A 20,961-nucleotide genomic window follows, 5' to 3' on the forward strand; every position below is an offset into this window, starting at 1 on the left:
AGCTGTCCATGCAGGACGCCGCTGCATGGCTTGCGTTTGGCCTCAATCGGCGCCATAAGCTGTTGAATTCACTCCGAAACATGATCGTTCGGCCCGACTTGTGCGCGGCCCATCGCCCCCTTGGTGAATGTCACCAAAACCTGATATTCGAGACGCCATGAACAAGCCCGAGATTTTGCCGCAAGACGACGTCGCCGGCCCCGCGCCGCGGCACCACACCACGCAGGTCATGGTCGGCAATGTCGCCGTCGGCGGCGGTGCGCCGATCGTCGTGCAGTCGATGACCAACACCGACACCGCCGACGTCGATGGCACCATCGCCCAGGTCGCCGCGCTCTCGCGTGCCGGCTCCGAGATGGTGCGCATCACCGTCGACCGCGAGGAAGCCGCTGCTGCCGTGCCGCACATCCGCGACGGCCTGCGCAAGCGCGGCATCACCACGCCCCTGATCGGTGACTTCCACTATATCGGCCACAAGCTGCTCGCCGAATATCCGGCCTGCGCCGAGGCGCTCGACAAGTACCGCATCAATCCCGGCAATGTCGGCTTCAAGAACAAGCGCGACGCCCAGTTCGCCGACATCATCGAGATCGCCAACAAGAACAACAAGCCGGTGCGCATCGGCGCCAATTGGGGCTCGCTCGACCAGGAGCTGCTGACCAAGCTGATGGACGAGAACACGGCCTCGCCGAATCCGCGCGATGCCCGCGCGGTGACGCGTGAAGCGATGGTGCAGTCGGCGCTGCTGTCGGCCGCCCGTGCCCAAGAGCTCGGCATGCCCAAGAACAGGATGATCCTGTCGGCGAAGGTTTCCGCCGTGCAGGACCTGATCGCGGTCTATCAGGAGCTGGCGCGCCGTTCGGATTACGCGATCCATCTCGGCCTCACCGAGGCCGGCATGGGCTCGAAGGGCATCGTGGCGTCCTCGGCCGCGCTCGGCATCCTCTTGCAGCAGGGCATCGGCGACACCATCCGCATCTCGCTGACGCCGGAGCCCGGCGGCGACCGCACGCTGGAAGTGCAGGTCGCGCAGGAATTGCTGCAGACCATGGGCTTCCGCACCTTCGTGCCGCTGGTTGCGGCCTGCCCCGGCTGCGGCCGTACCACCTCGACCACGTTCCAGGAGTTGGCGCGCTCGATCCAGGATTTCATCCGCGACGAGATGCCGGCCTGGAAGACCAAATATCCCGGCGTCGAGCAGCTCAACGTCGCGGTCATGGGCTGCATCGTCAACGGCCCTGGCGAATCCAAGCACGCCAATATCGGCATCTCGCTGCCCGGCACCGGCGAAGCACCGGCCGCGCCCGTGTTCGTCGACGGCAAGAAGTTCCGCACCCTGCGTGGCCCCGGCATCGCCGCCGACTTCAAGGCACTGGTGATCGACTACATCGACCAGAAGTACGGCAACGGCGCCAAGCTGCCGGAGACGGTGGGCGCCGCGGAATAAACCTGATGTGGCCGTAGCCCGGATGGAGCGTCAGCGAAATCCGGGACGCCGCTGCCATCCATGGGAGGCACCCGGATTGCGCTTCGCTGCATCCGGGCTACGATGGTCAAAACAAGAACCATCGGGAGAACACCCATGAGCTCGCTGTCCGGCAAGCAAGGTCCGCGCTACCGCCACCTCGCCGACCAATCCGAGCCCTATGAGACCATCGGCGTCGAGAAGCTGACGCCGATCATCGGCGCGGAAATCTCCGGCGTCGATATCGGCAAGCTGATCTCCGACGATGCGCGCTCCAACCGCCAGATGGACGAGATCCATCGCGCGCTCGCCGAAAACCTCGTCATCTTCTTCCGCGACCAGCATATCACCCCGCAACAGCATCTCGCCTTCGGCCGCAAGTTCGGCGAGCTGCATGTGCATCCGGCCGCGCCCAATGAGGGCGACCCGGCGCTGATGAAGATCTATGCCGACAAGGATAGCCCACGCGCCAATGGCGAGGGCTGGCACACCGACGTGTCCTGCGATCTCGAACCGCCGATGGGCTCGATCCTCTACATCAAGCAGTGCCCGCCGCGCGGCGGCGACACGCTGTTCGCCAACATGTACGCCGCCTATGAGGCGCTGTCGGATCGCATGAAGGCCTATCTCGACGGGCTGACCGCACTGCATGACGGCGAGCAGACTTATCGCGGGCTGTATGCCAACTACGGCGTTGCCGACAAGCGGGAATATCCCCGCGCCGAGCATCCGGTGGTGCGCACCCATCCGGTGACGGGGAAGAAATCGCTCTACGTCAATCGCGGCTTCACCCGCTTCATCGTCGGTATTCCCCGCGACGAGAGCGACGCCATGCTGGCCTATCTCTACCAGCATGCCGAGAACCCGCTGTTCCAGTGCCGCTTCCGCTGGACCGAGAACGCGATCGCATTCTGGGACAATCGCTGTGCCCAGCACCGCGCGATGTGGGATTACTGGCCGCACACCCGCTCCGGCACCCGCGTGACGGTGAAGGGTGAACGGCCGGTGTGAGGACAGCGCTCGCCTGACGCCGTCGTGCCCCGCCGTGCCGTTTCAGCGTCGTCCACAACGCTGCGCACTGAACGGGGGTAACCCTTGCGGGTCATAGTATCCGTGAGCCGGTGAGCCCTATGATGCCGCATCAGAATGGGCAATATCACCATGCGGCAGGTGATAGTGGACGCGCGCGGCCATGAGAACATCGTCGTTCGCGACGATGGCAGGAACTCAAGCTGTGAAGTGACCGGCTCGCGCGTCAAATCGGGTCCAGCGCCATCTGCTCCGAGGACGATGCGCCGGGCAGTTCCCGTATGGTTCGCAACAACTCTTGCCGCGATGTGTCTCTCGGATCCGCCGGGTTCCGGCAGCGCGCAGGCGCAGTCCAATGGCGTCGCTGCGAGTTCCCCGCAACTTGCGCAAGCAAAAGCAAAGCCCGCCGGTGACGCCGGCAAAGCCAAGGAACAGTCGCAAGCTGCCGATGCGCTCGCCCGCGAACTTGTGGCGGCACAGAAAGAGATTGAATCGCTGCAGGGCTTGCTGACCAAGGAACGCGAAAATTCTACTCGGGTCGAGAATGATCTGCGGAGCGAAGCCGACAAACTGAGAAAGTCGCTGCAGGACATGCCGCAAGGCAGCACGGCGGACTTGCAGAAAGCGCTGGGGCAGGAGCATGAGCGGGCCGTGCAGTTGGAGCAGAACCTCGCGGCGGCTCGGCGTGACGTGGAAGCGCAATCAGCCGCGGCGGCCAAGGCGAGCGACGAATTGGCCAAGCTGAGGCCGGCAACGGAAGAACTGCGCCGATCGATGCAGCGGGAGCGCGAGCGGGGCGATGTCCTGGCGCAAGATCTCTCGACTGCGCGCAACAAGGTCTACACATACGAAGCCCAGGCAACCAAAGCCAGCGCCGAAGCGGCGCGTCTGAAGGTGGCCCCGCAGGGCGGCGTGGCGGACTTGCAGAAGTCGCTGGTGCAGGAGCGGGAGCGGGCCGCGGGACTGGAGAAGGACCTTGCGGCAGCCCGTCGTGCCGTTGAAGCGCAAACCGCGCTGGCGACCAAGGCCAGTGATGAGGCGGCGCGGCTGAGGGCGACCTCGCAAAACGGCGCTGCGGACTTGCAGAAGTCGCTGGTGCAGGAGCGGGAGCGGACCGCGGGACTCGAGAAGGACCTTGCGGCAGCCCGTCGTGCCGTTGAAGCGCAAACCGCGCTGGCGACCAAGGCCAGTGATGAGGCGGCGCGGCTGAGGGCGACCTCGCAAAACGGCGCGGCTGACTTGCAGAGGTCGATGGAGAAGGAGCGCGAGCGCGCCGCGGGGCTGGAGAAGGACCTTGCGGCAGCTCGTCGTAACGTTGAAACGCAGACCGCGCTGGCGGCCAAGGCCAGCGATGAGGCGGCGCGGCTGAAGAAGGCCTCCGAAAGCGGCGCGGCGGACTTGCAGAGGTCGCTGGCGCAGGAGCGCGAGCGCGCCGCGGGGCTGGAGAAGGACCTTGCGGCAGCTCGTCGTAACGTTGAAACGCAGACCGCGCTGGCGGCCAAGGCCAGCGATGAGGCTGCGCGGCTGAAGAAGGCCTCCGAAAACGGCGCGGCGGACTTGCAGAGTTCGATGGAGAAGGAGCGTGAGCGCGCCGCGGGACTGGAGAAGGATCTTGCGGCGGCTCGTCGTAACGTTGAAACGCAGACCGCGCTGGCAGCCAAGGCGAGCGATGAGGCGGCTCGGCTGAAGAAAGCCTCCGAAAGCGGCGCAACAGACTTGCAGAAGTCGCTGGCGCAGGAGCGTGAGCGGGCTGCGGGGTTGGAGAAGGACCTTGCGGCGGCCCGTCGTGACGTTGAAACGCAAACCGCGCTGGCGGCCAAGGCCGGTGACGAGGCGACTCGGCTGAAGGGGACCTCGCAAAGCGGCGCGGCGGACTTGCAGAAGTCGCTGGCGGAGGAGCACGAGCGGGCTACGCGGTTGGAGCAGGACCTCGCGGCGGCCCGTCGTGAGGTGGAAACGCAAGCTGCGCTGGCAGCCAAGGCCGGTGACGAAGCGGATCGGCTGAAGAAGGCCTCCGAAAACGGCGCGGCAGACTTGCAGAAGTCGCTGGCGGAGGAGCACGAGCGCGCGGCGCGGTTGGAGCTGGACCTGGCGGCGGCTCGTCGTGACATGGAAGCGCAATCAGCGGCGACAGCCAAGGCGAGCGACGAACTGGCCAAGTTGAGGTTGGCAACGGACGCTGGCGCCGCGGACCAGCGCCAATCGATGCAGAAGGAGCACGAGAGGAGCGACGCTCTGGCGCAGGATCTGGCGACGGCGCGCAGCAAAATCTACGCCTACGAGGCTCAGGCGGCCAAGGCCCGCGACGAAGCCGTGCAGCACCAGCAGGCGGAGCCAAGCGATACCGCCGAGTTACGCCAATCACTCCAGCGCGAGCAGCAGCGGGCCGAACAACTGGCGCGTGATCTTGCAGCAAAGAGCCGCGAACTCGATACCCAGGCCGAGCAGGCGGCCGCAGCGAACGCGCAAGCCGCCACGGCGCAGCAGGCCGCGGAGCAATCCGTGGCCGAGCTGCGCAGTCTGCTGCAGAGCGAACGTGGCAGGGCCGAGCAGTTGGAGCGGGATCTTGCCTCGGCGCGCCGCGACGTCAGTGCGCCCGCCGCGAAAGTGCCGCCCGTCGCATCTCAAGTCGCCACCACCGGCAGCGTCGGCAAGTCCATGCAGGACGAGCCGGCGGGCGCGGCGGTGGGATCGATCGAGGACCGCGCTGCCGCGCCGCGAACGGCGGGCAATGCCGTGGTCCCGCCTGACGACGGTGCCCAGGAGGCGAGACTGATGGCGCGGGCGCGCTTGTTGCTGGAACAGGGCGATATCGGTGCTGCGCGGATCGTGCTGGAACGCGTCGCCGAGACCGGCAGCGCCCAGGCAAGCTTCGCGCTCGCGGAAACCTACGATCCGCAGACCCTGACGAGCTGGGGGACGTATGGCACGCGCGGCGATGCGGCCAAGGCACGCGACCTCTACGCGAAGGCCGAGGCGGGTGGAATCAAGGAAGCAAAGGCGCGCTTCGAAGCGCTGCGTTGATCGAACGATCGCAGCGAGAACGAACGCGCCGATGTCTGTTGTGCAAAGGAGCTGATCGATGAAAGGGTCTGTTGGATTGCGCCCGCTGTTCCTGCTTGCGGCCCTGGTGTCGTTGCTCCCGGCGCTGCAGCTGTCCCCGGCCGATGCACGGCCGCAACGTGGTCAGCCTCACAAGGCGCACCTGATCCGGGCCGAATCGCCGCAGCCGAGGCCGGAAGCCCTGGCCATGAATGCCTGGACCGTGGGCCTCGCCGGCGGCCTGCTCGAGGGCGCGCCGATCCGCCTCGCAGCGGAGATGGCCCGCGTGGTCGACGACGGCGACAATCTGCATGTTCTGCCTGTGGTGACGCGTGGGCCCGTGGAGAACCTGAACGCGCTGCTGTATCTGCGCGGCATCGACGCGGCAATCATCAATTCCGACGCACTCGAGGAATACAAGAGCCAGGTGCCGGACATCCAGCGCCGGATCACCTATGTCCTCAATCTGTTTCCGTCCGAGCTGCATATCTTCGTTCGGCCCGAGATCCAGAGTCTGGCTGACCTCGCCGGCAAGAAGGTGAACTTCAACAGCCAGGGTACCGCTGCGGCCTATTCGGGCCCGCTGATCTTCAGCCGCCTCGGCATCGATATCGAGAAGACGTTCATTCCGCACCAGATCGCGCTCGAGCAGATGCGGAAAGGCGAAATGGCGGCCGTCGTGTTCATCACCTCGAAGCCGGTCGATGCATTCGTGAAGGGCCGATTTGAACCCGGCTTCAAGTTCCTGCCGGTCCCGTATGACAGCAAGTTCGAGGACTATTATCTGCCCGCGGCGCTCGATGCCGCGGATTACCCGAACCTGATCAAGCAGGGTGATCGCGTGGCCACGATATCGGTGCCGACCGTGCTGGTTGCCTTCAATTGGCCGGCCACCAGCAACCGTTTCGAGCGCGTTGCCCGGTTCGTCGATACCCTGTTCTCCCGCATCGACAAGCTGCAGGGGCCGGGCTTCGACCCGAAGTGGAAATCGATCAACCTCGGAGCGACGGTGCCGGGTCTCGCGCGCTTCCCCGCCGCGCAGGCCTGGCTCGATCGCCAGGCGCGCACCACACGGGCATCGCAATGAGCAAACTTGCCGCCCCGCTCGTTGCTGCAATCGCCGTGATCGACGGCATTGCCCTGGCGCAAGGGGTGGAAGATCCCATGGCACAGTTTCGCGCCTGCTCCCAGCTCGGACATGACGCACGTCTGGAGTGTCTCGACAAGCTGTCGCGCGCCCCCGCGCCAGCCCGCCGCGATGCGTCGAAAGCCGACAATTGGATGGTCAGCGAGACGACGTCTCCCGTCGATTATTCACCGATCGCCACCGCGACGACATCAGCGGATGCCGGTTCGGCGGAAGCGTCGATGAAGCTGTCGATCCGGTGCCGGGGCGGCCGGACCGAACTGTCATTCGCGGGACCCGCGATCTCGGGCCGGAGCGATGGCTATGCGATTTCGTATCGCATCAATGACGGCAAGCCCGTGCAGGTCGCGGCAGCCGCGCCAGCGTCCGGCTCCGGCGTCGCGGTCGCGGGCGATGTCGCACGCCTGGTGCAATCGCTTCCCGATGGCGCGGTCCTTGTCGTCCACCTCGCATCCGGTGCCGGGGCTGCCCATGACGCAACATTCTCGCTCGCGGGATTGGACGCGATGCGCGCGCGGATGGCCACGGTCTGCAAATGGCCGCTCGCGGTCGCTAGGCCTCGCAATTGACAAGGCTCAGCAATTGAAAATGTATTCGCCGATTTTTGGAGATGGAGATACCCGATGTTCAGTTTTCAATCTGCCGTGAAATTCGTTGCGATGAGCGCCGCCGCTGTGCTGGCTTCCACGTCCTTGGCGTCGGCACAGCAAGGTGGCAAATACTGGGTGCCGAACGCGCAGACCGCAACATACCAGGCGAGCGACGTTCAGAAATCCGACAAGTCGCGAGCTACGGCCGAAAAACGCAAGCGTGCCGCATTCGCGCGCATGCACGATCCGGCGCCGCCGAAAGGCAAGGAGCATCACCTGGTCTTGCAGATCAACAGCAATGACCCTGCCGCCATGAATCTCACGCTCAACAACGCGGCGAACGTGAGCGAATATTACAAGGGCCTCGGCGAAAGGGTGAAGATCGAGGTGGTGACGTTCGGCCCGGGCCTGCACATGCTGCGCGAGGACACCTCGCCGGTGAAGGCCCGCATCGAGGAAATGGCCCTCAGTACGCCCGAGGTGTCATTCAAGGCCTGCGGCAACACCCAGGAGAAAATGCAGAAGGCCGAGAACAAGTCGATCCCGATCATCAAGCAGGCGGAAGTGGTGAAGTCCGGCGTCGTGCGGGTGATGGAACTGCAGGAGAAGGGCTGGGCCTACGTGAAGCCGTGAGCTGAAGGGCCAGCTTGCACTGAACACGCCTGAGCGGGTGCGGATCGGAAATCGGCTTCGCCGGCCGGCGCTGCCCGGCCGGGCCGGCAATCGCATTGACGCCGCGCATCAGCTCCGCCAAGCTCCGGGAAAATCAAAAACAGCCCCGGGGAGGCCGCCATGCTCCGCGCCGAAGACAACAAGTTCCTCACCGAGTCGAGTGCGGGAACGGGGATGGGCGAGTTGCTGCGCCGGTTCTGGATTCCGGTGCTGCTGTCGGAAGAGCTGCCCGAGCCGGACAGCGACCCGAAGAAGATCGTGGTGATGGGCGAGGAGCTGCTCGCCTTCCGCGACACGCGGGGCGTGGTCGGCCTCATCGACCCATACTGTCCGCATCGCGGCGCCAATCTCTGGCTCGGCCGCAACGAGGAATGCGGCATCCGCTGCGTCTATCACGGCTGGAAGTTCGACACCGACGGCCGCTGCGTCGACATGCCGACCTCCTATCCCGACCTCAACGCCAAAAACCTGATCCGGATCAAGTCCTATCCGGTGCGCGAATGGGGCGACATGATCTGGGCCTATATGGGGCCGGCCGATCAGATGCCCGAACTGCCGGCGCTGGAGATGGCGCTGCTGCCGGCCTCGCATCGCTTCGTCACCAAGAAGTGGCAGGACTGCAACTGGGTGCAGGCGGTGGAGGGCTCGATCGACACCGCGCATTTCACCTTCGCGCATCTCTCCTTCGAGAAGGAGGAGAACGAGATCCTCGACATCAAGAAGCATTTCGTCAATCCGCTGACGCGGGTCGCGACCGACCACATGCGCTGGATCGCGGAGGACCCGCGCCCGGTCATCAAGATCAATCCGCATCAGGCAGGGTTGACGGTGGCGGGCGGGCGGCTCACGGGCAGCGACAACATCTATTGGCGGATCGCCCAGTTCCTGATGCCGTTCCACAGCTACGCGCCGAGCTCGATGCCGGGCGAGAACATGTTCGGCCAGACCTTCGTGCCGGTCACCGACACCAATTGCTGGATCTACACCTATGCGTGGAATCCGGACCGGCCGCTGACCGAGGCCGAGCGCGACGGCTACGCCAACGGCAACGGCGTGATGGCCGTGGTCGACGAGAACTACGTGCCGTTGCGCAACAAGGCCAACGACTATCTGATCGACCGCAAGCTGCAGCGGACCAGGAGCTATACCGGCATCAAGGGCGTCTCCGAGCAGGACGCCGCGGTGCAGGACAGCCAGGGCCCGATCGCCGACCGCACCCGCGAGCATCTCGGCCCGACCGATCTCGGCATCCTGCACTTCCGCAAGCTGGTGATGGAGGCGGCCCGCGCGCTGCAAAACGGCGAGGCGCCGCCGCACGTTCAGCACCAGGACCGCTACACCGTGCGCTCCGGCGCCTGCGTCACCAGTAAGGCCAAGGATCTGACCGCGGTCATGATCGAACGGTTCGGCGATCCCGCAGGCTTCGTCGGCGGTCCCGGGCAGAACGCGGCTGCGGAATGATCATCGCCGTTGTCCCGGCCCCCGTGCGCAATTGCGCACTCGGCCGGGACGACGTGGGGACGGATTACCGGGCGCTACAACGGAATCCTGCGATACTCGCGGTTCGACAGGCTCGCCTCCTCCAGATCCAGATCGCGCTCGATGCGGCGCCTGGTCTCGTCGGTGATCTTGCCGTCGCGCAGCAGCATGTGGATGAACTTGCGCTCGGAGGCGATCAGCTCCCGCGTCAGCGCGGTGCCGGTGGCGGAGACGTCGTGCCTGTCGGGGTCGAGCGTATCGGGCAGCTGGTTGATGCGGATCTCGTGCCGCGAGCGCAACAGCTTGACCACCTCGTCGGACAGTTCGCGGTCGTCGGTGATCGCATCGAGCGATTTCAGCGCGGCGTTCAGCGCCTCGCGCCGCGCCGCGATCTCCTGCTCGTGCTCGGCGATGTGCTCGCTGCGGCCGTCCTTGGCGAGGCCGAGCCAGCGCACGACAGGCGGCAGGGTGAGCCCGAGCCCGACCAGCGTCACGAAGATGACGCCGAAGGCAACGAACAGGATCAGGTCGCGATAGGGGAAAGTATCGCCATTCGGCAGCGTCAGCGGCAGCGCCAGCGCCGCCGCGAGCGAGACCGCGCCGCGCACGCCGGTGAAGGCGACCACGAACACCGCCCGCCATGACGGCAGCGGATCGCGCTCGCGCATCCGCTTGCTGATCCAGCGCGGCAGATAGGTGCCGGGAAACACCCACAGGAAGCGCGCCACGATCACGATTGCCGCGACCAGCACGGTGGCGGTCAGGATGTCGTGCAGCGGGAACGCCTTCGACTTCTCGACCAGCGAGCGCATCTGGAAGCCGGTCAGGAGGAACAGCAGGCCTTCGATCAGGTAGATGATCAAATCCCAGAAGAAGATGCCTTGCAGGCGGGTCGCGGCCGAGATCAGCAGCGGTCCGTTCCAGCTCATATAGAGCCCGCAGGCGACGGTCGCGATCACGCCGCTGCCGCCGAAATGCTCGGGGATCCAGTAGGCGAGATAGGGCGTGATCAGTGACAGCGTGATCTCGACCTGCGGATCCCTGGCGCGGCGGCGGGCGCGCAGGCTGAGCCAGCCGACCGCGGTGCCGAACGCGATCTCGCCGGCGACGATCACGAAGAAGGTGCCGGTCGCCTTCGGCAGCGAGAACAGCCCGGTGGTGATGGCGGCGAGCGCGAAGCGGTAGAGGATCAGCGCGGTCGCGTCGTTGGCGAGCCCTTCGCCCTCGAGCACCACCAGGATGCGGCGGGGCAGGCCGAGCTTGCGCGCGATCGCGAGCGGCGCCACCACGTCCGGCGGCGCGACGATCGCCCCCAGCAGGAAGCCGATGCTCCAGGGCAGCCCGATCAGATAATGGGTCGCGGCCGCCACCATGAAGGCGGTGAAGATCACGCAGCCGACCGAGAGCAGGATGATCGGCCGCAGGTTGGCCTTGAACTCGCGCCAGCTCATCGCGACGCTCGCCGAATAGATCAGCGGCGGCAGCACCACCAGCAGCACGAGCTCGGGCGGCAGTTCCAGCGACGGCATGCCCGGCACGAAGGCGAGCACGATGCCGACCAGCAGCAACAGGATCGCCGGCGCGATATCGGTCCGCCGCGCCACCAGCGCGGTTCCCGCGAGCACGCCAAGCAAAGTGAGAAAAATCTGAAATTTGGCTTCCATAACGGGCTCAATTCGCCCGGAAACCAGCGTCAGTCAATGCGGTCCGGCCGGAGCCGGGCCGCGAGGGTCGTGTCACAAGGCCGTCGCGGGGATGCGGTTGGCCGCCCGGTCAGTCCCTGAGGTCGTAGCGGTAGGACTTCGAGACGATCTGCCAGCCATCGGCGAGCTTCATCGCCACCAGATAATCGGTGAAATAGCGCGGCGGCAGCTGGCAGCGCACCTTGATGAAGGCGGTGTTGTCGTCGGAGCGGTCGATGGTGACGATGAAATCCTCGCGCGGCTTGCCTTCGGCCTTGGCCGAGGTGCGCTTGCGCACCAGCGCGAGCCAATCGGGAACAGTCAGGACCTTCAGCTCGCCCTTCTCCACCCAGCGCAGATCGGCGCTCGGATGAAACGCTTCGGCGAGCTTGTCGGCATTGCTTTCGTAGAGGCCGTCGAAATAGGTTTGCACGACGCTTTCGACGCTGGATCGGTCTTGGCTCATGGGTTGGTCCTCCCGGCAGGAAATGAACGGCCGGAATGTAGCCATGAACCGCCTGATAGCGCCATGGCCGGTGGCAAAATTCCGCGTGAGGAGTACGTTGTGACCGCATCTGCAAATTCGAACGCGAATTCGAGCCATCGCATCCTGACCGGTGAATGCTTCTGCCGCGATGTGCGCTACGAGGTCGCCGACGCGTTTTCCTATGCGCTGAATTGCCACTGCTCGAATTGCCGGCGCACCACAGGATCGGCGTTCAAGCCGTTCGCAGGCATCGTCCGTGAGAAATTCGCCGTCGTGCGCGGTGCCGACGGTCTTTTGATCTACGGCGATGCGGTCACCCACGATGCGCATTGCGGGCGCTGCGGGTCGCTGCTCTATTCGCAGGTCCGCGACGGCGCCTATGTCCATGTCACGATGGGCACGCTGCGCGACGCACCGACGATCCGGCCGACCGCGCATATCTTCGTCGGCTCAAAGGCGCCGTGGTACGAGATTTCGGACGAGCTGCCGCAACATCAGGGGCATGTGACGCGAAGCGGGGAATAAACCCCTGCGGGGGCAGGTCGAGCAGCGCGAGGGCGAGCAAGTTCCGGTCACCCCGCCGATGGCGGACCCGCTGCCGGTCACTTGCGAACCGGCGGTCGCTTCCGCTGACTAACAATGAGGGCGGCACGGTCCCCGCGGGCGTGGATCGTGAGCCGCCTCACAAAGCGTAGCACTGCTTTCTGGTAGTTGGGGCTTACGTGTTAGGACATGCCGGATATTGGACGTCAGGTCCTGGAAGTGTCGCCATGAACGGGTCTGGGCTGTTGAAATTGAATCGATTGCTGTTTGCCGTCGCGGCCGTTCTGCTGGTCGTCTGCCAGCCGGCCTTCGCCGAGAAGCGCGTCGCGCTGGTGCTCGGCAATTCGGCCTACAGGAACACCGCGCCGCTGGCAAACCCGGTTAATGATGCCTCGGTGATCGCCGCGACGCTGAAGAACGCGGGCTTCGACGTGGTTGATTTCCGCAAGGACCTGCCGGCGGTCGAAACCCGCCGCGCGCTGCGCGAATTCGCCGACCTCGCCCGCGATGCCGATATCGCGCTGGTCTACTACGCCGGCCATGGCATCGAGGTGGACGGCGCCAATTACCTGATCCCGGTCGATGCCAGGCTGGAGCGCGATACCGACGTCTATGACGAGGCGTTTTCGCTCGACCGCATCCTGGTTGCGATCGAGCCGGCGCGGAAGCTGCGGCTGGTGATCCTCGATGCCTGCCGCGACAACCCGTTTGCCAAGACCATGAAACGAACCTTGGCGACCCGGGCGATCGGGCAGGGGCTCGCCAAGGTCGAGCCGACCAGCCCGAACGTGCTGATCGCCTATTCGGCGAAGGCCGGCTCCACCGCGGCCGATGGCGACGGCAAGAACAGCCCGTTCACGCTGGCGCTGTCGAAGTTCCTGCCGACCCCCGGCCTCGATGTCCGCCGCGCCTTCGGCTATGTCCGCGACGAGGTGCTGAAGACCACCAACAACCGCCAGGAGCCGTTCGTCTATGGCTCGCTCGGCGGCGAGGATGTGCCGCTGGTGCCGGCAGCAGCGAAGCCTGCGCCCGCTGCTGCCGTGCCCGCGGTACCTGCGCCGACGCCGCAATCCGAGGCGCGCCGCGACTATGAGCTGGCGCTGCAGATCGGCAACAGGAACGCGATGAACGCGTTTCTCGCCCAATATCCGACCGGCTATTATGCCAATCTCGCGCGGCTGCAGCTCGAGAAGTTCACCGCCGAGGATGCGCGCGTCGCCGCCACCGAGAAGGCGCGTCAGGCCGAGCAGGAGCGCGCCCGGCTCGCCGCCGAGGGCGCACAGAAGGCGCAGCAGGCCAAGGCCGAGGCCGACGCCAGGGCGGCCGAAGCGGCGCGTCTTGCGGCCGAGAAGGCCAAGCAGGTCGCGCAGGAGCAGGCGGCAGCGGCCGAGCAGAAGCGGCAAGCCGATGCGGCGCTCGCCGATCGAACCGCAGCAGACAAGACGGCCTCTGATCAAGCAGCAGCGCAAGCGGCGGGCGCTCCTCCGCCGGCGCCCGAGAAGACCACGACCGTGGCGGCGCTGGCGACTGGCTCACCCGAGGTCGATGTCGTCAAATCGGTGCAGACCGAATTGCGCAGGGTCGGGTGCCTGACCGGCGCCGTCGACGGCGATTGGAACGCGGCCTCGCAGCGCTCGCTGACGCTGTTCAACCGCTATGCCGGCACCAAGCTCGAGATCAAGACCGCGAACCTCGACACGCTCGACGCCATCAAGCTGAAGCAGGCGCGCGTCTGCCCGCTGGTCTGCGAGCGCGGCTACAAGGCCGATGGCGACCGCTGCACCAGGATCGTGTGCGCCGAGGGCTCGTTCCTCAACGACGACAATGAATGCGAGAAGCGCCGCGAGCGGAAGCCGGTGGCGAAGCGCGACAGCGACGAGCGTCCGTCGCGCCGTGAGCGCGACCGTGCGTTCCGTCCGGAGCGCGAGCAGGGCAAACCGCAGGTCCCATCAGCGGCAATTCCGCGCCCGCAGAAGCGTGCAAGGGCTGAGGGCGGTGGCAGCGGCCAGATCATGTGCGACGCCTATCTATGCCGACCGGTCCGGCACGGCTGCCACCTCGAGTACCGCGGCGGCGGCGGCCCCGGCCTCGGCGTCGGCAATGTCGAGGTCTGCAACTAGGCCTGATGAGGTTAGTCGGAAGCAGGCGGCGGGCACCATTTCACCTCGCCCCGCGTGCGGGGAGAGGTCGGATTGCATCGTAGATGCAATCCGGGTGAGGAGGACTCTCCACGAGCGCAGCTGTTACCGTTTGCGCGGAGACAGCCCCTCACCCCAACCCTCTAAGAGCAAGCTTCGCTTGTCTCGACCCCGTAAGAACGGGGCGAGGGAGCACAGTGCCGTCGCGGTTGCTCTGCGATCCAATCCGATCACGTGCTAGATCGCGCTCGCCGCGATGTTCACCATCAAAGCCAGCAGCGCGGTGTTGAACACGAACGAGATGATGCCGTGCACGGTCGCGGTGCGGCGGATGATCTTGTCGGTGATGCCGACGTCGGAGACCTGCGCGGTCATCCCGATCACGAACGAGAAATAGACGAAGTCCCAGTAATCGGCATCGGCATGCGCATCGCCGCTCGGAAACTGCAATCCGCCGGGCGTCTTGCCGCGATAGAACTCATGGGCGTAATGCAGCGCGAACGCGGTATGCACCGCGGTCCATGACAGCGTGATGGTGACGATTGCCACCGCCAGCCCCGCCGGGCTGCCCTTGGAGGCGCCGAGTTCGAACACGATGGCGAGCAGGCTCGCCAGCGCGCCGAACGCGGTCAGCAGCAGGATCAGGAAACGGCCATCGTCCTGCAGGATCGCGCTGCGCTTGATATGGGCGACGCCACAGCGCAGCATCATCACATAGGCGAGCACGAGATAGAGCGCGGCGAAGGCGTCCCAGCCGGCGAGCAGGCGCGTGACGAGGCGCGTCGCACCGGGGATCAACAGCGCAACGGTGATGCCGAGTGCGAGCGAGACGAAGGTGCGCGGCCGGCCCACGACGACGCGGACCGGCATCGGCAATTTGCGGAAACGAACAAGGCGGTCGTCGAACTCCTTGTTCATTTCACGTCCAGCTAGTTCTTGCGCTCGGCGACGAAGCGCGCCGCGGCACGCAGCACGTCGCCGCGCTCGCCGAACACCGACAATGCGGCATCGGCGCGCGCCAACAGGTCGCGCACGCGCTGCTTGGCGCCATCGATGCCGAGCTGGGTGACGAAGGTGGTCTTGCCGAGCGCAGCGTCAGCGCCGGCCGGCTTGCCGAGCGCGGCGGCGTCGCCCTCGACGTCGAGCAGATCGTCGGCGATCTGGAAGGCCTCGCCGAGCGCTTTGCCGTAATCGTCGAGCGCCTGGTATTCCTTTTGCGAAGCCTGGCCGAGGATCGCGCCGGCGATGCAGCCGAAGCGCAGCAGCGCGCCGGTCTTCATCTGCTGCAGGCGTGCGACGTCGACCGGCTCGCGGTCGCCGAAGCGGCCTTCGCCTGCGAGGTCGAGGATCTGGCCGCCGGCCATGCCGCCGACGCCGGAGGCGCGCGCCAGCGCGCGGGTCAGCAGCAGTCGCACCTGGGCATCCCTGTGGATCGCATCGCGGGTGATGATGTCGAAGGCGATCGTCAGCAGTGCGTCGCCGGCGAGGATTGCGGTGGCATCGTCATAGGCCTTGTGCAGGGTCGGGCGGCCGCGGCGCAGATCGGAATTGTCCATCGCCGGCAGATCGTCGTGGATCAGCGAGTAGCAGTGGATGCATTCGAGCGCAGCGCCGACCAGCAGCGCGGACTCGCGCGGAATGCCGAACACCGCGGCGCTCTCGACCGCGAGAAACGGCCGCAACCGCTTGCCGCCGCCGAGGCTCGAATAGCGCATCGCCTCGATCAGCCGCTTCGGGCGCACGATCTCGTCGTTTTCGGTCGCATCCGACAGCAGTTTCGCGAGCAGGGCTTCGGTATCCTCCGCGGTCTGGTCCAGCCGCTTGGAAAACTCTGCAGTACCGGTCGTCATTAAGAATTGCTCCAGATCGATTTTCGGCCGGACAATCGTTGATGGCACCGGCTTCGTCAATTGCTGCCCTGCGACGGATTGCGCCTTAAAAGTGCTGGAAAAACCGTGAATTATCCCTCAGACGTCTGACGGTGCCGGCCGCATCCTGGCGGGCGGGTCCCAAAATCCCCACTGGAGACGCCCTCCCCGGAAACCCCCGTTTTGCGCATCGTCCGAATTTTATTGCTGCTTTTCCTGGCCCTGCTGTTGCTGCCCTATCTGGTGACGCCGTTCTACCGCACCGGTCAGCCAGTTTCGGCCCTGATGGCATGGCGGACCCTGCGCGGGGCCCCGGTGACCCGGCATTGGATCGAGTTCGGCGCCATGTCGCCCTATTTGCCGCGGTCCGTGGTGGCCTCCGAGGACGCCCACTTCTGCAAGCATCACGGGATCGATTGGGGGGCACTGCGCGAGGCGCTCAACGATGCCGAGGACGGCGAGGCGGCGCGCGGCGGCTCCACTATCACCCAGCAGGTGGCCAAGAACCTGTTCCTGTGGCCGGGTCGCAGCGTGATCCGCAAGGGGCTGGAACTGCCGCTGGCGCTCTGGATCGATTTCGTGCTGCCCAAGCAGCGGATCCTGGAAATCTACCTCAATATCGCGGAAATGGGCCCATCCGGGCAGTTCGGCGTTGAAGCCGGGTCCCAATATGCCTTTGGCCGGTCCGCGGCAGGGCTGTCACCCCGGGAGGCAGCGCTGTTGGCGGCGATCTTGCCGAATCCGGTCAAAAGGAACGCCCGGAGCCCGGGTCCGGGGGTGCGCAGGCTGTCCGGGACCTATATGGCTCGGGCCAACACGGTGACCCACTGCTGGCGCGAAAATCGCGGCCCCTGAGGCCGATTTCGGGCGGATTTTGCGGTCTTCAGCCCTAGCTTTACGCTGGACCTTCCTCTATAAGCGCGGCCTTACCGGCATCGCAGCTGGCGCTTTGAAGCGCTGTGCGCTCGTCCCCATTTCGGACGATGCCTCCGCAACACCCCTAGAGGACACCGTCATGGCCGTTCCCAGAAGAAAAACCTCGCCGTCGCGCCGTGGCATGCGCCGTTCGGCCGATGCGATCAAGACCCCGACCTATGTCGAGGACAAGGACTCCGGCGAGCTGCGCCGTCCGCACCACCTCGACCTGAAGACCGGCATGTACAAGGGCCGCCAGGTTCTGAAGGCCAAGAAAGAGTCCTGATCGGACCTTCGGCTGTCGCGCCGCCGAGTATGATCCGGAAAAGTGTCTAGCGATTTCCGGTCAGATCACGCTCTGGTCAAAACGGCGCTGCGCCCGAATTCGGCCAACGAGTGCGGTCAAGACGGGCGCGTCCGCGGCGAAGCCGATGAGCATCGCCGCATTGCTGGTTCTTCCTGAATAAGGCGCAAGCCCCGATGGTCGGTTTTCCGCTGCTGCTCGTTCCGCTCGCGGTCTACAACATCATCGCTTTCCTGATGCCCGGCGTGTCCTTTACGGACCCGCTGATCAGGCTGACTTTGCTGTCGGGCGAAGTGTGGCAGATCACGCTCGGCGACATGCTGCTCGCCGCCGGCGTGCTGCTGTTGCTGCTCGAGGTCATCAAGGGCGCGCGCCCCGGCGCCAAATATCTCACCGATCATCTGCTGTCGCTGATCGTGTTCGGCGCGGCTGCCGCCGAATTCGTGCTCTGGCCGAAATTCGGCAACTCGACCTATTGCCTGCTCGCGCTGCTGGCGCTGGTCGATTTCATTTCCGGAATTGCGCTGCGCACCCGTCGCCGTGCGGTGGTCGCGGCACCCGCGCCGAGCGTCAGCAAGGCGCAGCCCGAGGCGCCGCAGCCCGCGCCGGCCGTGGCACCTGCGCCGCGTGTCGAGCCCGCGCCTGTCGCCACACCGGCGTCTGCTGCGCCGCCGGCGGCCGCGCCCGTTCCTCCGGCGACATCGGTCGCGGAATCCGTGCTGCTCGATCCGTCTGCGCCGAAGCCGACGGTTGCCTCGCCGGATTTACAGCCGGGCGGCCAGCCATCGTCGGACGCCCCGCAGCGCTAGACGGTTCTCGCGGGAGAGGTCATGAGCCAGCAAGCGCCCCTTCCGATCGCCGATCAGACGACCACCCAATCGATCTTCGACTGGCTCGAACGGTTCGCCGCCTGCGTCAGGGCGGTCGACTATGCCGCCGCCCGTCCGTTCTGGCATTCCGACATCATCTCGTTCGGCACCTATCAGGAGCTGATCCACGGCCGCGCGCGCTGGACCGAGATGCAATGGGACAATGTCTGGCCCCGCACCGCGGATTTCGCCTTCGATCTCGCGCACACCGAGGTGCTGGTGAGTGCCGATGGCGGCATGGCAACGGTGATCACACCCTGGACCAGCACCGGCTTCCATCCGGACGGCAGCCGCTTCGACCGGCCGGGGCGGGCCACGATCATCCTCGCGCGGCAAGCCGACGGGCACTGGCTCGGCATTCACTCCCACATGTCGCTGCGCCGCGGCGTGCCGCAGGACAGCCACGGTAACCGGCCGGTCAAGGCCCGCTGAATTGCTGCTTAGATGATTTGCCTTGTGCGCCGCGTCACGCTGCGGCGTTCGTCGACATGCGGGCCGTAAGCGCTCTGCGCGTCGGCCAATGACCCACGCCGCAGGCCGCGCGTCTGCGGTTCGTGCGCGGCGGTTGCGATCAGGTGCGCCAGAAATGAAGGGTCGCCGTGGGGCAGCGGAATCTTGGGCGCCCAATGGGTGGTCACCGCCAGCGGCACCAGAGCCGTGCTGGTCGCCCCGGCCGCGTCGGTGAACTCGCCCTCCAAGACTTCCAATTGGATTTCCGATTGATCGATATCCAGCATCGCCTGCGACCCGTTGGAGCGTCATAGTTTGGGACGTCACGTCCCTCCGCGACAACCCTCATGGCAAGGGTCATGCCCGCCATCCCCAGTTCGTTCCCGGGCAGTCCAAAACGTGGTTTCCAGATTATTTATCAACTTCTCCTAGCGTTAGATTCACCGGAACCACTATCTTGAGGGTGTGGAGAATCACCGGGCTCCGTCCCAGATCGAGACATGTTCGATGCCGCCTGTCCCGCCAGCTGCCAGCATCCTCGCCTCGCTCGGCCAGGCGACATTCGCCTGGGACCTGGCGACCGACGCGATCGCCTGGAGCGACAATGTGGCGACGGTCTTCCCGGATATCCCTGCCGGGGCACTCGCCAGCGGTGCCGAACTCGCCAAGCTGATCGAGCCATCGCGCGGCATTCGCGCGGATGCGCTCGGCCAGTCGGCGCCGGTGCAGAGCGGGGAGGGCGTGCCCTACCGGATCGAATATGGCGTGCGCGCCGTCACCTCGGCGCCGGTGATCTGGATCGAGGAGACCGGCTGCTGGTTTGCCGGCGCTGACGGTAAGCCGGCGCGCGTGCAGGGCGTCGTCCGCGTCAACAATGAACGCCACGCCCGCGACGAGCAGCTCTTGAAACTGTCGCGGCACGATCCGCTGACCAACGAGCTCAACCGCACCCATCTGGTGGCCTCGCTCGCCGAAGCGATCGAGGAGTGCGCGCGCTTCCGCACCTCCTGCGCCTTCATGCTGATCGGCATCGATCATCTGGCGCGGGTCAACGATGCCTTCGGTTTCGATGTCGCCGACGCGGTCATCGCCGAGGTCGCGAAGCGGATCCGCGCGCGGCTGCGCAGCGGCGACATGCTCGGCCGCTTCTCCGGCAACAAGTTCGGCCTGATCCTGCGCAACTGCACCGTCGACGACACCAACGTCGCGGCCGAGCGCTTCCTCGCCGCGGTGCGCGACGAGGTGGTGCCGACCAAGTCCGGCCCGGTATCGGTGACGGCATCGATCGGTGCCGTCACCATCCCGCGCCATGCGAGGTCGGCGGAGGAGGCGGTCAATCGCGCCCAGGAGACGCTGGACGCGGCCAAGAGCCGCCGTGCCGGAACGTTCGCGCTGTGGAAGCCGAATGTCGAGCGCGATGCGCAGCGCCGCGTCAACATCCGCGTCACCGACGAGATCGTCACCGCGCTGAACGAGCGCCGCATCGTGATCGGCTTCGAGCCGGTGGTCGATGCGCGCCTGCGGCAGCCTGCGTTCTACGAGTGCCTGGTCCGCATGGAGCAGGACGACGGCCGCGCGCTGCTGGCCCCCGATATCGTGCCGGTCGCCGAGCGGCTCGGCCTGATCCGGCTGGTCGATCACCGCGTGCTGGAGCTTGCGATCGCCGAGCTCGCCGCAGCGCCGGGCGTGCAGCTCAGCCTCAACATCTCGCCCGACACCACGATGGATCCGGACTGGTGGGCGACCATCGAATCCCTGATGCGCGCGCATCCCGGCGTCGGCGAGCGGTTGATCGTCGAGATCACCGAGACGGTCGCGATCCAGGATATCGACGATGTCCGCGGCTTCGTCACGCGGCTGAAGAATTTCGGCAGCCGGATCGCGATCGACGATTTCGGCGCCGGCTACACCTCGTTCCGCAATCTGCGCAAGCTCGGCGTCGATATTGTGAAAATCGACGGCGCCTTCGTCCAGAACATCGTGCGCTCGGCCGACGATCGCGCCTTCGTGCAGACGCTGATCGATCTCGCGCGCCGCCTCGAGATCAAGACGGTCGCGGAATGGGTGCAGGACGAGGAAGCTGCCGTGATGCTGCGCGAATGGGGCTGCGACTTCATCCAGGGCCGCCTGATCGGCCTCGCCTCGCCGGACCGGCCGTGGAACGTGCCGGCGGAGAAGACCGTGCCGGCTGCGGGTTAGGTCGGCCGGTCACTCCAAGACCCGTCATCCCCGCGCAAAGGCTCCGCCTTTGTCGCTGGAGGAGCGCGAAGCGCGTCTCGAA

19 protein-coding genes are annotated in these 20,961 nt (G+C 65.9%); 14 read left to right on the forward strand and 5 right to left on the reverse strand.

The window, feature by feature from the left end:
* Positions 1-157 precede the first annotated feature (157 nt).
* The 7 genes from ispG (at position 158) to ACVMB0_RS09650 (ending at position 9,406) form a co-directional block, all read left to right on the forward strand.
* A complete protein-coding gene (gene ispG / locus ACVMB0_RS09620; RefSeq protein WP_461346060.1) occupies positions 158-1,447 on the forward strand; it encodes a flavodoxin-dependent (E)-4-hydroxy-3-methylbut-2-enyl-diphosphate synthase in 1,290 nt (429 codons plus the stop codon).
* A gap of 135 nt (positions 1,448-1,582) precedes the next feature.
* A complete protein-coding gene (locus tag ACVMB0_RS09625; RefSeq protein ID WP_456751030.1) occupies positions 1,583-2,476 on the forward strand; it encodes a TauD/TfdA dioxygenase family protein in 894 nt (297 codons plus the stop codon).
* 135 nt (positions 2,477-2,611) lie between these two features.
* A complete protein-coding gene (locus ACVMB0_RS09630; protein WP_461346061.1) occupies positions 2,612-5,518 on the forward strand; it encodes a hypothetical protein in 2,907 nt (968 codons plus the stop codon).
* Positions 5,519-5,576: 58 nt separating this feature from the next.
* Positions 5,577-6,623, forward strand: coding sequence for a TAXI family TRAP transporter solute-binding subunit (locus tag ACVMB0_RS09635; RefSeq protein WP_461346062.1), 1,047 nt, complete (start codon positions 5,577-5,579; stop codon positions 6,621-6,623).
* Positions 6,620-7,252, forward strand: coding sequence for a hypothetical protein (locus ACVMB0_RS09640; protein WP_461346063.1), 633 nt, complete (start codon positions 6,620-6,622; stop codon positions 7,250-7,252). Before ACVMB0_RS09635 ends, ACVMB0_RS09640 begins: the two co-directional genes overlap by 4 nt.
* Positions 7,253-7,306: 54 nt before the next feature.
* The gene (locus ACVMB0_RS09645; protein ID WP_461346064.1) at positions 7,307-7,906 is read left to right on the forward strand and encodes a DsrE family protein; all 600 of its coding nucleotides are present in this window, start codon (positions 7,307-7,309) and stop codon (positions 7,904-7,906) included.
* 159 nt (positions 7,907-8,065) lie between these two features.
* On the forward strand, positions 8,066-9,406 hold the full coding sequence (locus ACVMB0_RS09650) for a Rieske 2Fe-2S domain-containing protein (protein WP_461346065.1): 1,341 nt from the start codon (positions 8,066-8,068) through the stop codon (positions 9,404-9,406).
* Positions 9,407-9,480: 74 nt separating this feature from the next.
* Here the strand turns inward: ACVMB0_RS09650 and ACVMB0_RS09655 are convergent, their stop codons facing one another.
* Entirely contained in the window at positions 9,481-11,088 is a 1,608-nt protein-coding gene (locus ACVMB0_RS09655) for a Na+/H+ antiporter (protein WP_461346066.1), read from the reverse strand.
* Positions 11,089-11,197: 109 nt separating this feature from the next.
* The gene (locus ACVMB0_RS09660; RefSeq protein WP_016847513.1) at positions 11,198-11,572 is read right to left on the reverse strand and encodes a nuclear transport factor 2 family protein; all 375 of its coding nucleotides are present in this window, start codon (positions 11,570-11,572) and stop codon (positions 11,198-11,200) included.
* Between the two features lie 99 nt (positions 11,573-11,671).
* Between ACVMB0_RS09660 and ACVMB0_RS09665 the strand changes: the two genes are divergently transcribed.
* The gene (locus ACVMB0_RS09665; protein ID WP_461346067.1) at positions 11,672-12,118 is read left to right on the forward strand and encodes a GFA family protein; all 447 of its coding nucleotides are present in this window, start codon (positions 11,672-11,674) and stop codon (positions 12,116-12,118) included.
* A gap of 245 nt (positions 12,119-12,363) precedes the next feature.
* Positions 12,364-14,256 carry a caspase family protein gene (locus ACVMB0_RS09670; RefSeq protein WP_461346068.1) on the forward strand — a complete coding sequence of 631 codons (1,893 nt, stop codon included), beginning with the start codon at positions 12,364-12,366 and terminating at the stop codon, positions 14,254-14,256.
* A gap of 255 nt (positions 14,257-14,511) precedes the next feature.
* Here the strand turns inward: ACVMB0_RS09670 and ACVMB0_RS09675 are convergent, their stop codons facing one another.
* Both ACVMB0_RS09675 and ACVMB0_RS09680 read right to left on the reverse strand, forming a co-directional pair.
* Positions 14,512-15,192 carry a DUF1345 domain-containing protein gene (locus ACVMB0_RS09675; protein WP_461346069.1) on the reverse strand — a complete coding sequence of 227 codons (681 nt, stop codon included), beginning with the start codon at positions 15,190-15,192 and terminating at the stop codon, positions 14,512-14,514.
* 11 nt (positions 15,193-15,203) lie between these two features.
* Positions 15,204-16,124: a polyprenyl synthetase family protein gene (locus tag ACVMB0_RS09680; protein ID WP_461346070.1), complete on the reverse strand. Its 921-nt coding sequence runs from the start codon at positions 16,122-16,124 to the stop codon at positions 15,204-15,206.
* 201 nt (positions 16,125-16,325) lie between these two features.
* Here ACVMB0_RS09680 and mtgA point away from each other — a divergent pair, with 201 nt between their 5' ends.
* The 4 genes from mtgA (at position 16,326) to ACVMB0_RS09700 (ending at position 18,662) form a co-directional block, all read left to right on the forward strand.
* Complete coding sequence (gene mtgA, locus ACVMB0_RS09685; RefSeq protein ID WP_461346071.1) at positions 16,326-16,997, forward strand: monofunctional biosynthetic peptidoglycan transglycosylase; 672 nt, start codon at positions 16,326-16,328, stop codon at positions 16,995-16,997.
* A 160-nt stretch (positions 16,998-17,157) separates the two neighbouring features.
* Positions 17,158-17,343: a 50S ribosomal protein L32 gene (gene rpmF / locus ACVMB0_RS09690; RefSeq protein ID WP_021077536.1), complete on the forward strand. Its 186-nt coding sequence runs from the start codon at positions 17,158-17,160 to the stop codon at positions 17,341-17,343.
* A 194-nt stretch (positions 17,344-17,537) separates the two neighbouring features.
* Positions 17,538-18,170 carry a hypothetical protein gene (locus tag ACVMB0_RS09695; RefSeq protein ID WP_461346072.1) on the forward strand — a complete coding sequence of 211 codons (633 nt, stop codon included), beginning with the start codon at positions 17,538-17,540 and terminating at the stop codon, positions 18,168-18,170.
* A 21-nt stretch (positions 18,171-18,191) separates the two neighbouring features.
* The gene (locus ACVMB0_RS09700) at positions 18,192-18,662 is read left to right on the forward strand and encodes a YybH family protein (protein WP_461346073.1); all 471 of its coding nucleotides are present in this window, start codon (positions 18,192-18,194) and stop codon (positions 18,660-18,662) included.
* A gap of 8 nt (positions 18,663-18,670) precedes the next feature.
* Here ACVMB0_RS09700 and ACVMB0_RS09705 read toward each other — a convergent pair whose 3' ends face one another.
* Positions 18,671-18,967, reverse strand: coding sequence for a hypothetical protein (locus ACVMB0_RS09705; protein WP_461346074.1), 297 nt, complete (start codon positions 18,965-18,967; stop codon positions 18,671-18,673).
* 220 nt (positions 18,968-19,187) lie between these two features.
* Here ACVMB0_RS09705 and ACVMB0_RS09710 point away from each other — a divergent pair, with 220 nt between their 5' ends.
* Positions 19,188-20,879, forward strand: coding sequence for a putative bifunctional diguanylate cyclase/phosphodiesterase (locus ACVMB0_RS09710; RefSeq protein WP_461346075.1), 1,692 nt, complete (start codon positions 19,188-19,190; stop codon positions 20,877-20,879).
* Positions 20,880-20,961 lie beyond the last annotated feature (82 nt).

This window comes from Bradyrhizobium sp. USDA 4451 (assembly GCF_054822585.1).

Excerpts from the sequence above, each read along its gene's own strand:
- ispG (WP_461346060.1), top strand. The coding sequence starts at position 158 with ATGAACAAGCCCGAGATTTTGCCGCAAGACGACGTCGCCGGCCCCGCG.
- ACVMB0_RS09625 (WP_456751030.1), top strand. The coding sequence starts at position 1,583 with ATGAGCTCGCTGTCCGGCAAGCAAGGTCCGCGCTACCGCCACCTCGCC.
- ACVMB0_RS09630 (WP_461346061.1), top strand. The coding sequence starts at position 2,612 with ATGGGCAATATCACCATGCGGCAGGTGATAGTGGACGCGCGCGGCCAT.
- ACVMB0_RS09635 (WP_461346062.1), top strand. The coding sequence starts at position 5,577 with ATGAAAGGGTCTGTTGGATTGCGCCCGCTGTTCCTGCTTGCGGCCCTG.
- ACVMB0_RS09640 (WP_461346063.1), top strand. The coding sequence starts at position 6,620 with ATGAGCAAACTTGCCGCCCCGCTCGTTGCTGCAATCGCCGTGATCGAC.
- ACVMB0_RS09645 (WP_461346064.1), top strand. The coding sequence starts at position 7,307 with ATGTTCAGTTTTCAATCTGCCGTGAAATTCGTTGCGATGAGCGCCGCC.
- ACVMB0_RS09650 (WP_461346065.1), top strand. The coding sequence starts at position 8,066 with ATGCTCCGCGCCGAAGACAACAAGTTCCTCACCGAGTCGAGTGCGGGA.
- ACVMB0_RS09655 (WP_461346066.1), bottom strand. The coding sequence starts at position 11,088 with ATGGAAGCCAAATTTCAGATTTTTCTCACTTTGCTTGGCGTGCTCGCG.
- ACVMB0_RS09660 (WP_016847513.1), bottom strand. The coding sequence starts at position 11,572 with ATGAGCCAAGACCGATCCAGCGTCGAAAGCGTCGTGCAAACCTATTTC.
- ACVMB0_RS09670 (WP_461346068.1), top strand. The coding sequence starts at position 12,364 with ATGAACGGGTCTGGGCTGTTGAAATTGAATCGATTGCTGTTTGCCGTC.
- ACVMB0_RS09675 (WP_461346069.1), bottom strand. The coding sequence starts at position 15,192 with ATGAACAAGGAGTTCGACGACCGCCTTGTTCGTTTCCGCAAATTGCCG.
- ACVMB0_RS09680 (WP_461346070.1), bottom strand. The coding sequence starts at position 16,124 with ATGACGACCGGTACTGCAGAGTTTTCCAAGCGGCTGGACCAGACCGCG.
- rpmF (WP_021077536.1), top strand. The coding sequence starts at position 17,158 with ATGGCCGTTCCCAGAAGAAAAACCTCGCCGTCGCGCCGTGGCATGCGC.
- ACVMB0_RS09695 (WP_461346072.1), top strand. The coding sequence starts at position 17,538 with ATGGTCGGTTTTCCGCTGCTGCTCGTTCCGCTCGCGGTCTACAACATC.
- ACVMB0_RS09700 (WP_461346073.1), top strand. The coding sequence starts at position 18,192 with ATGAGCCAGCAAGCGCCCCTTCCGATCGCCGATCAGACGACCACCCAA.
- ACVMB0_RS09705 (WP_461346074.1), bottom strand. The coding sequence starts at position 18,967 with ATGCTGGATATCGATCAATCGGAAATCCAATTGGAAGTCTTGGAGGGC.
- ACVMB0_RS09710 (WP_461346075.1), top strand. The coding sequence starts at position 19,188 with ATGCCGCCTGTCCCGCCAGCTGCCAGCATCCTCGCCTCGCTCGGCCAG.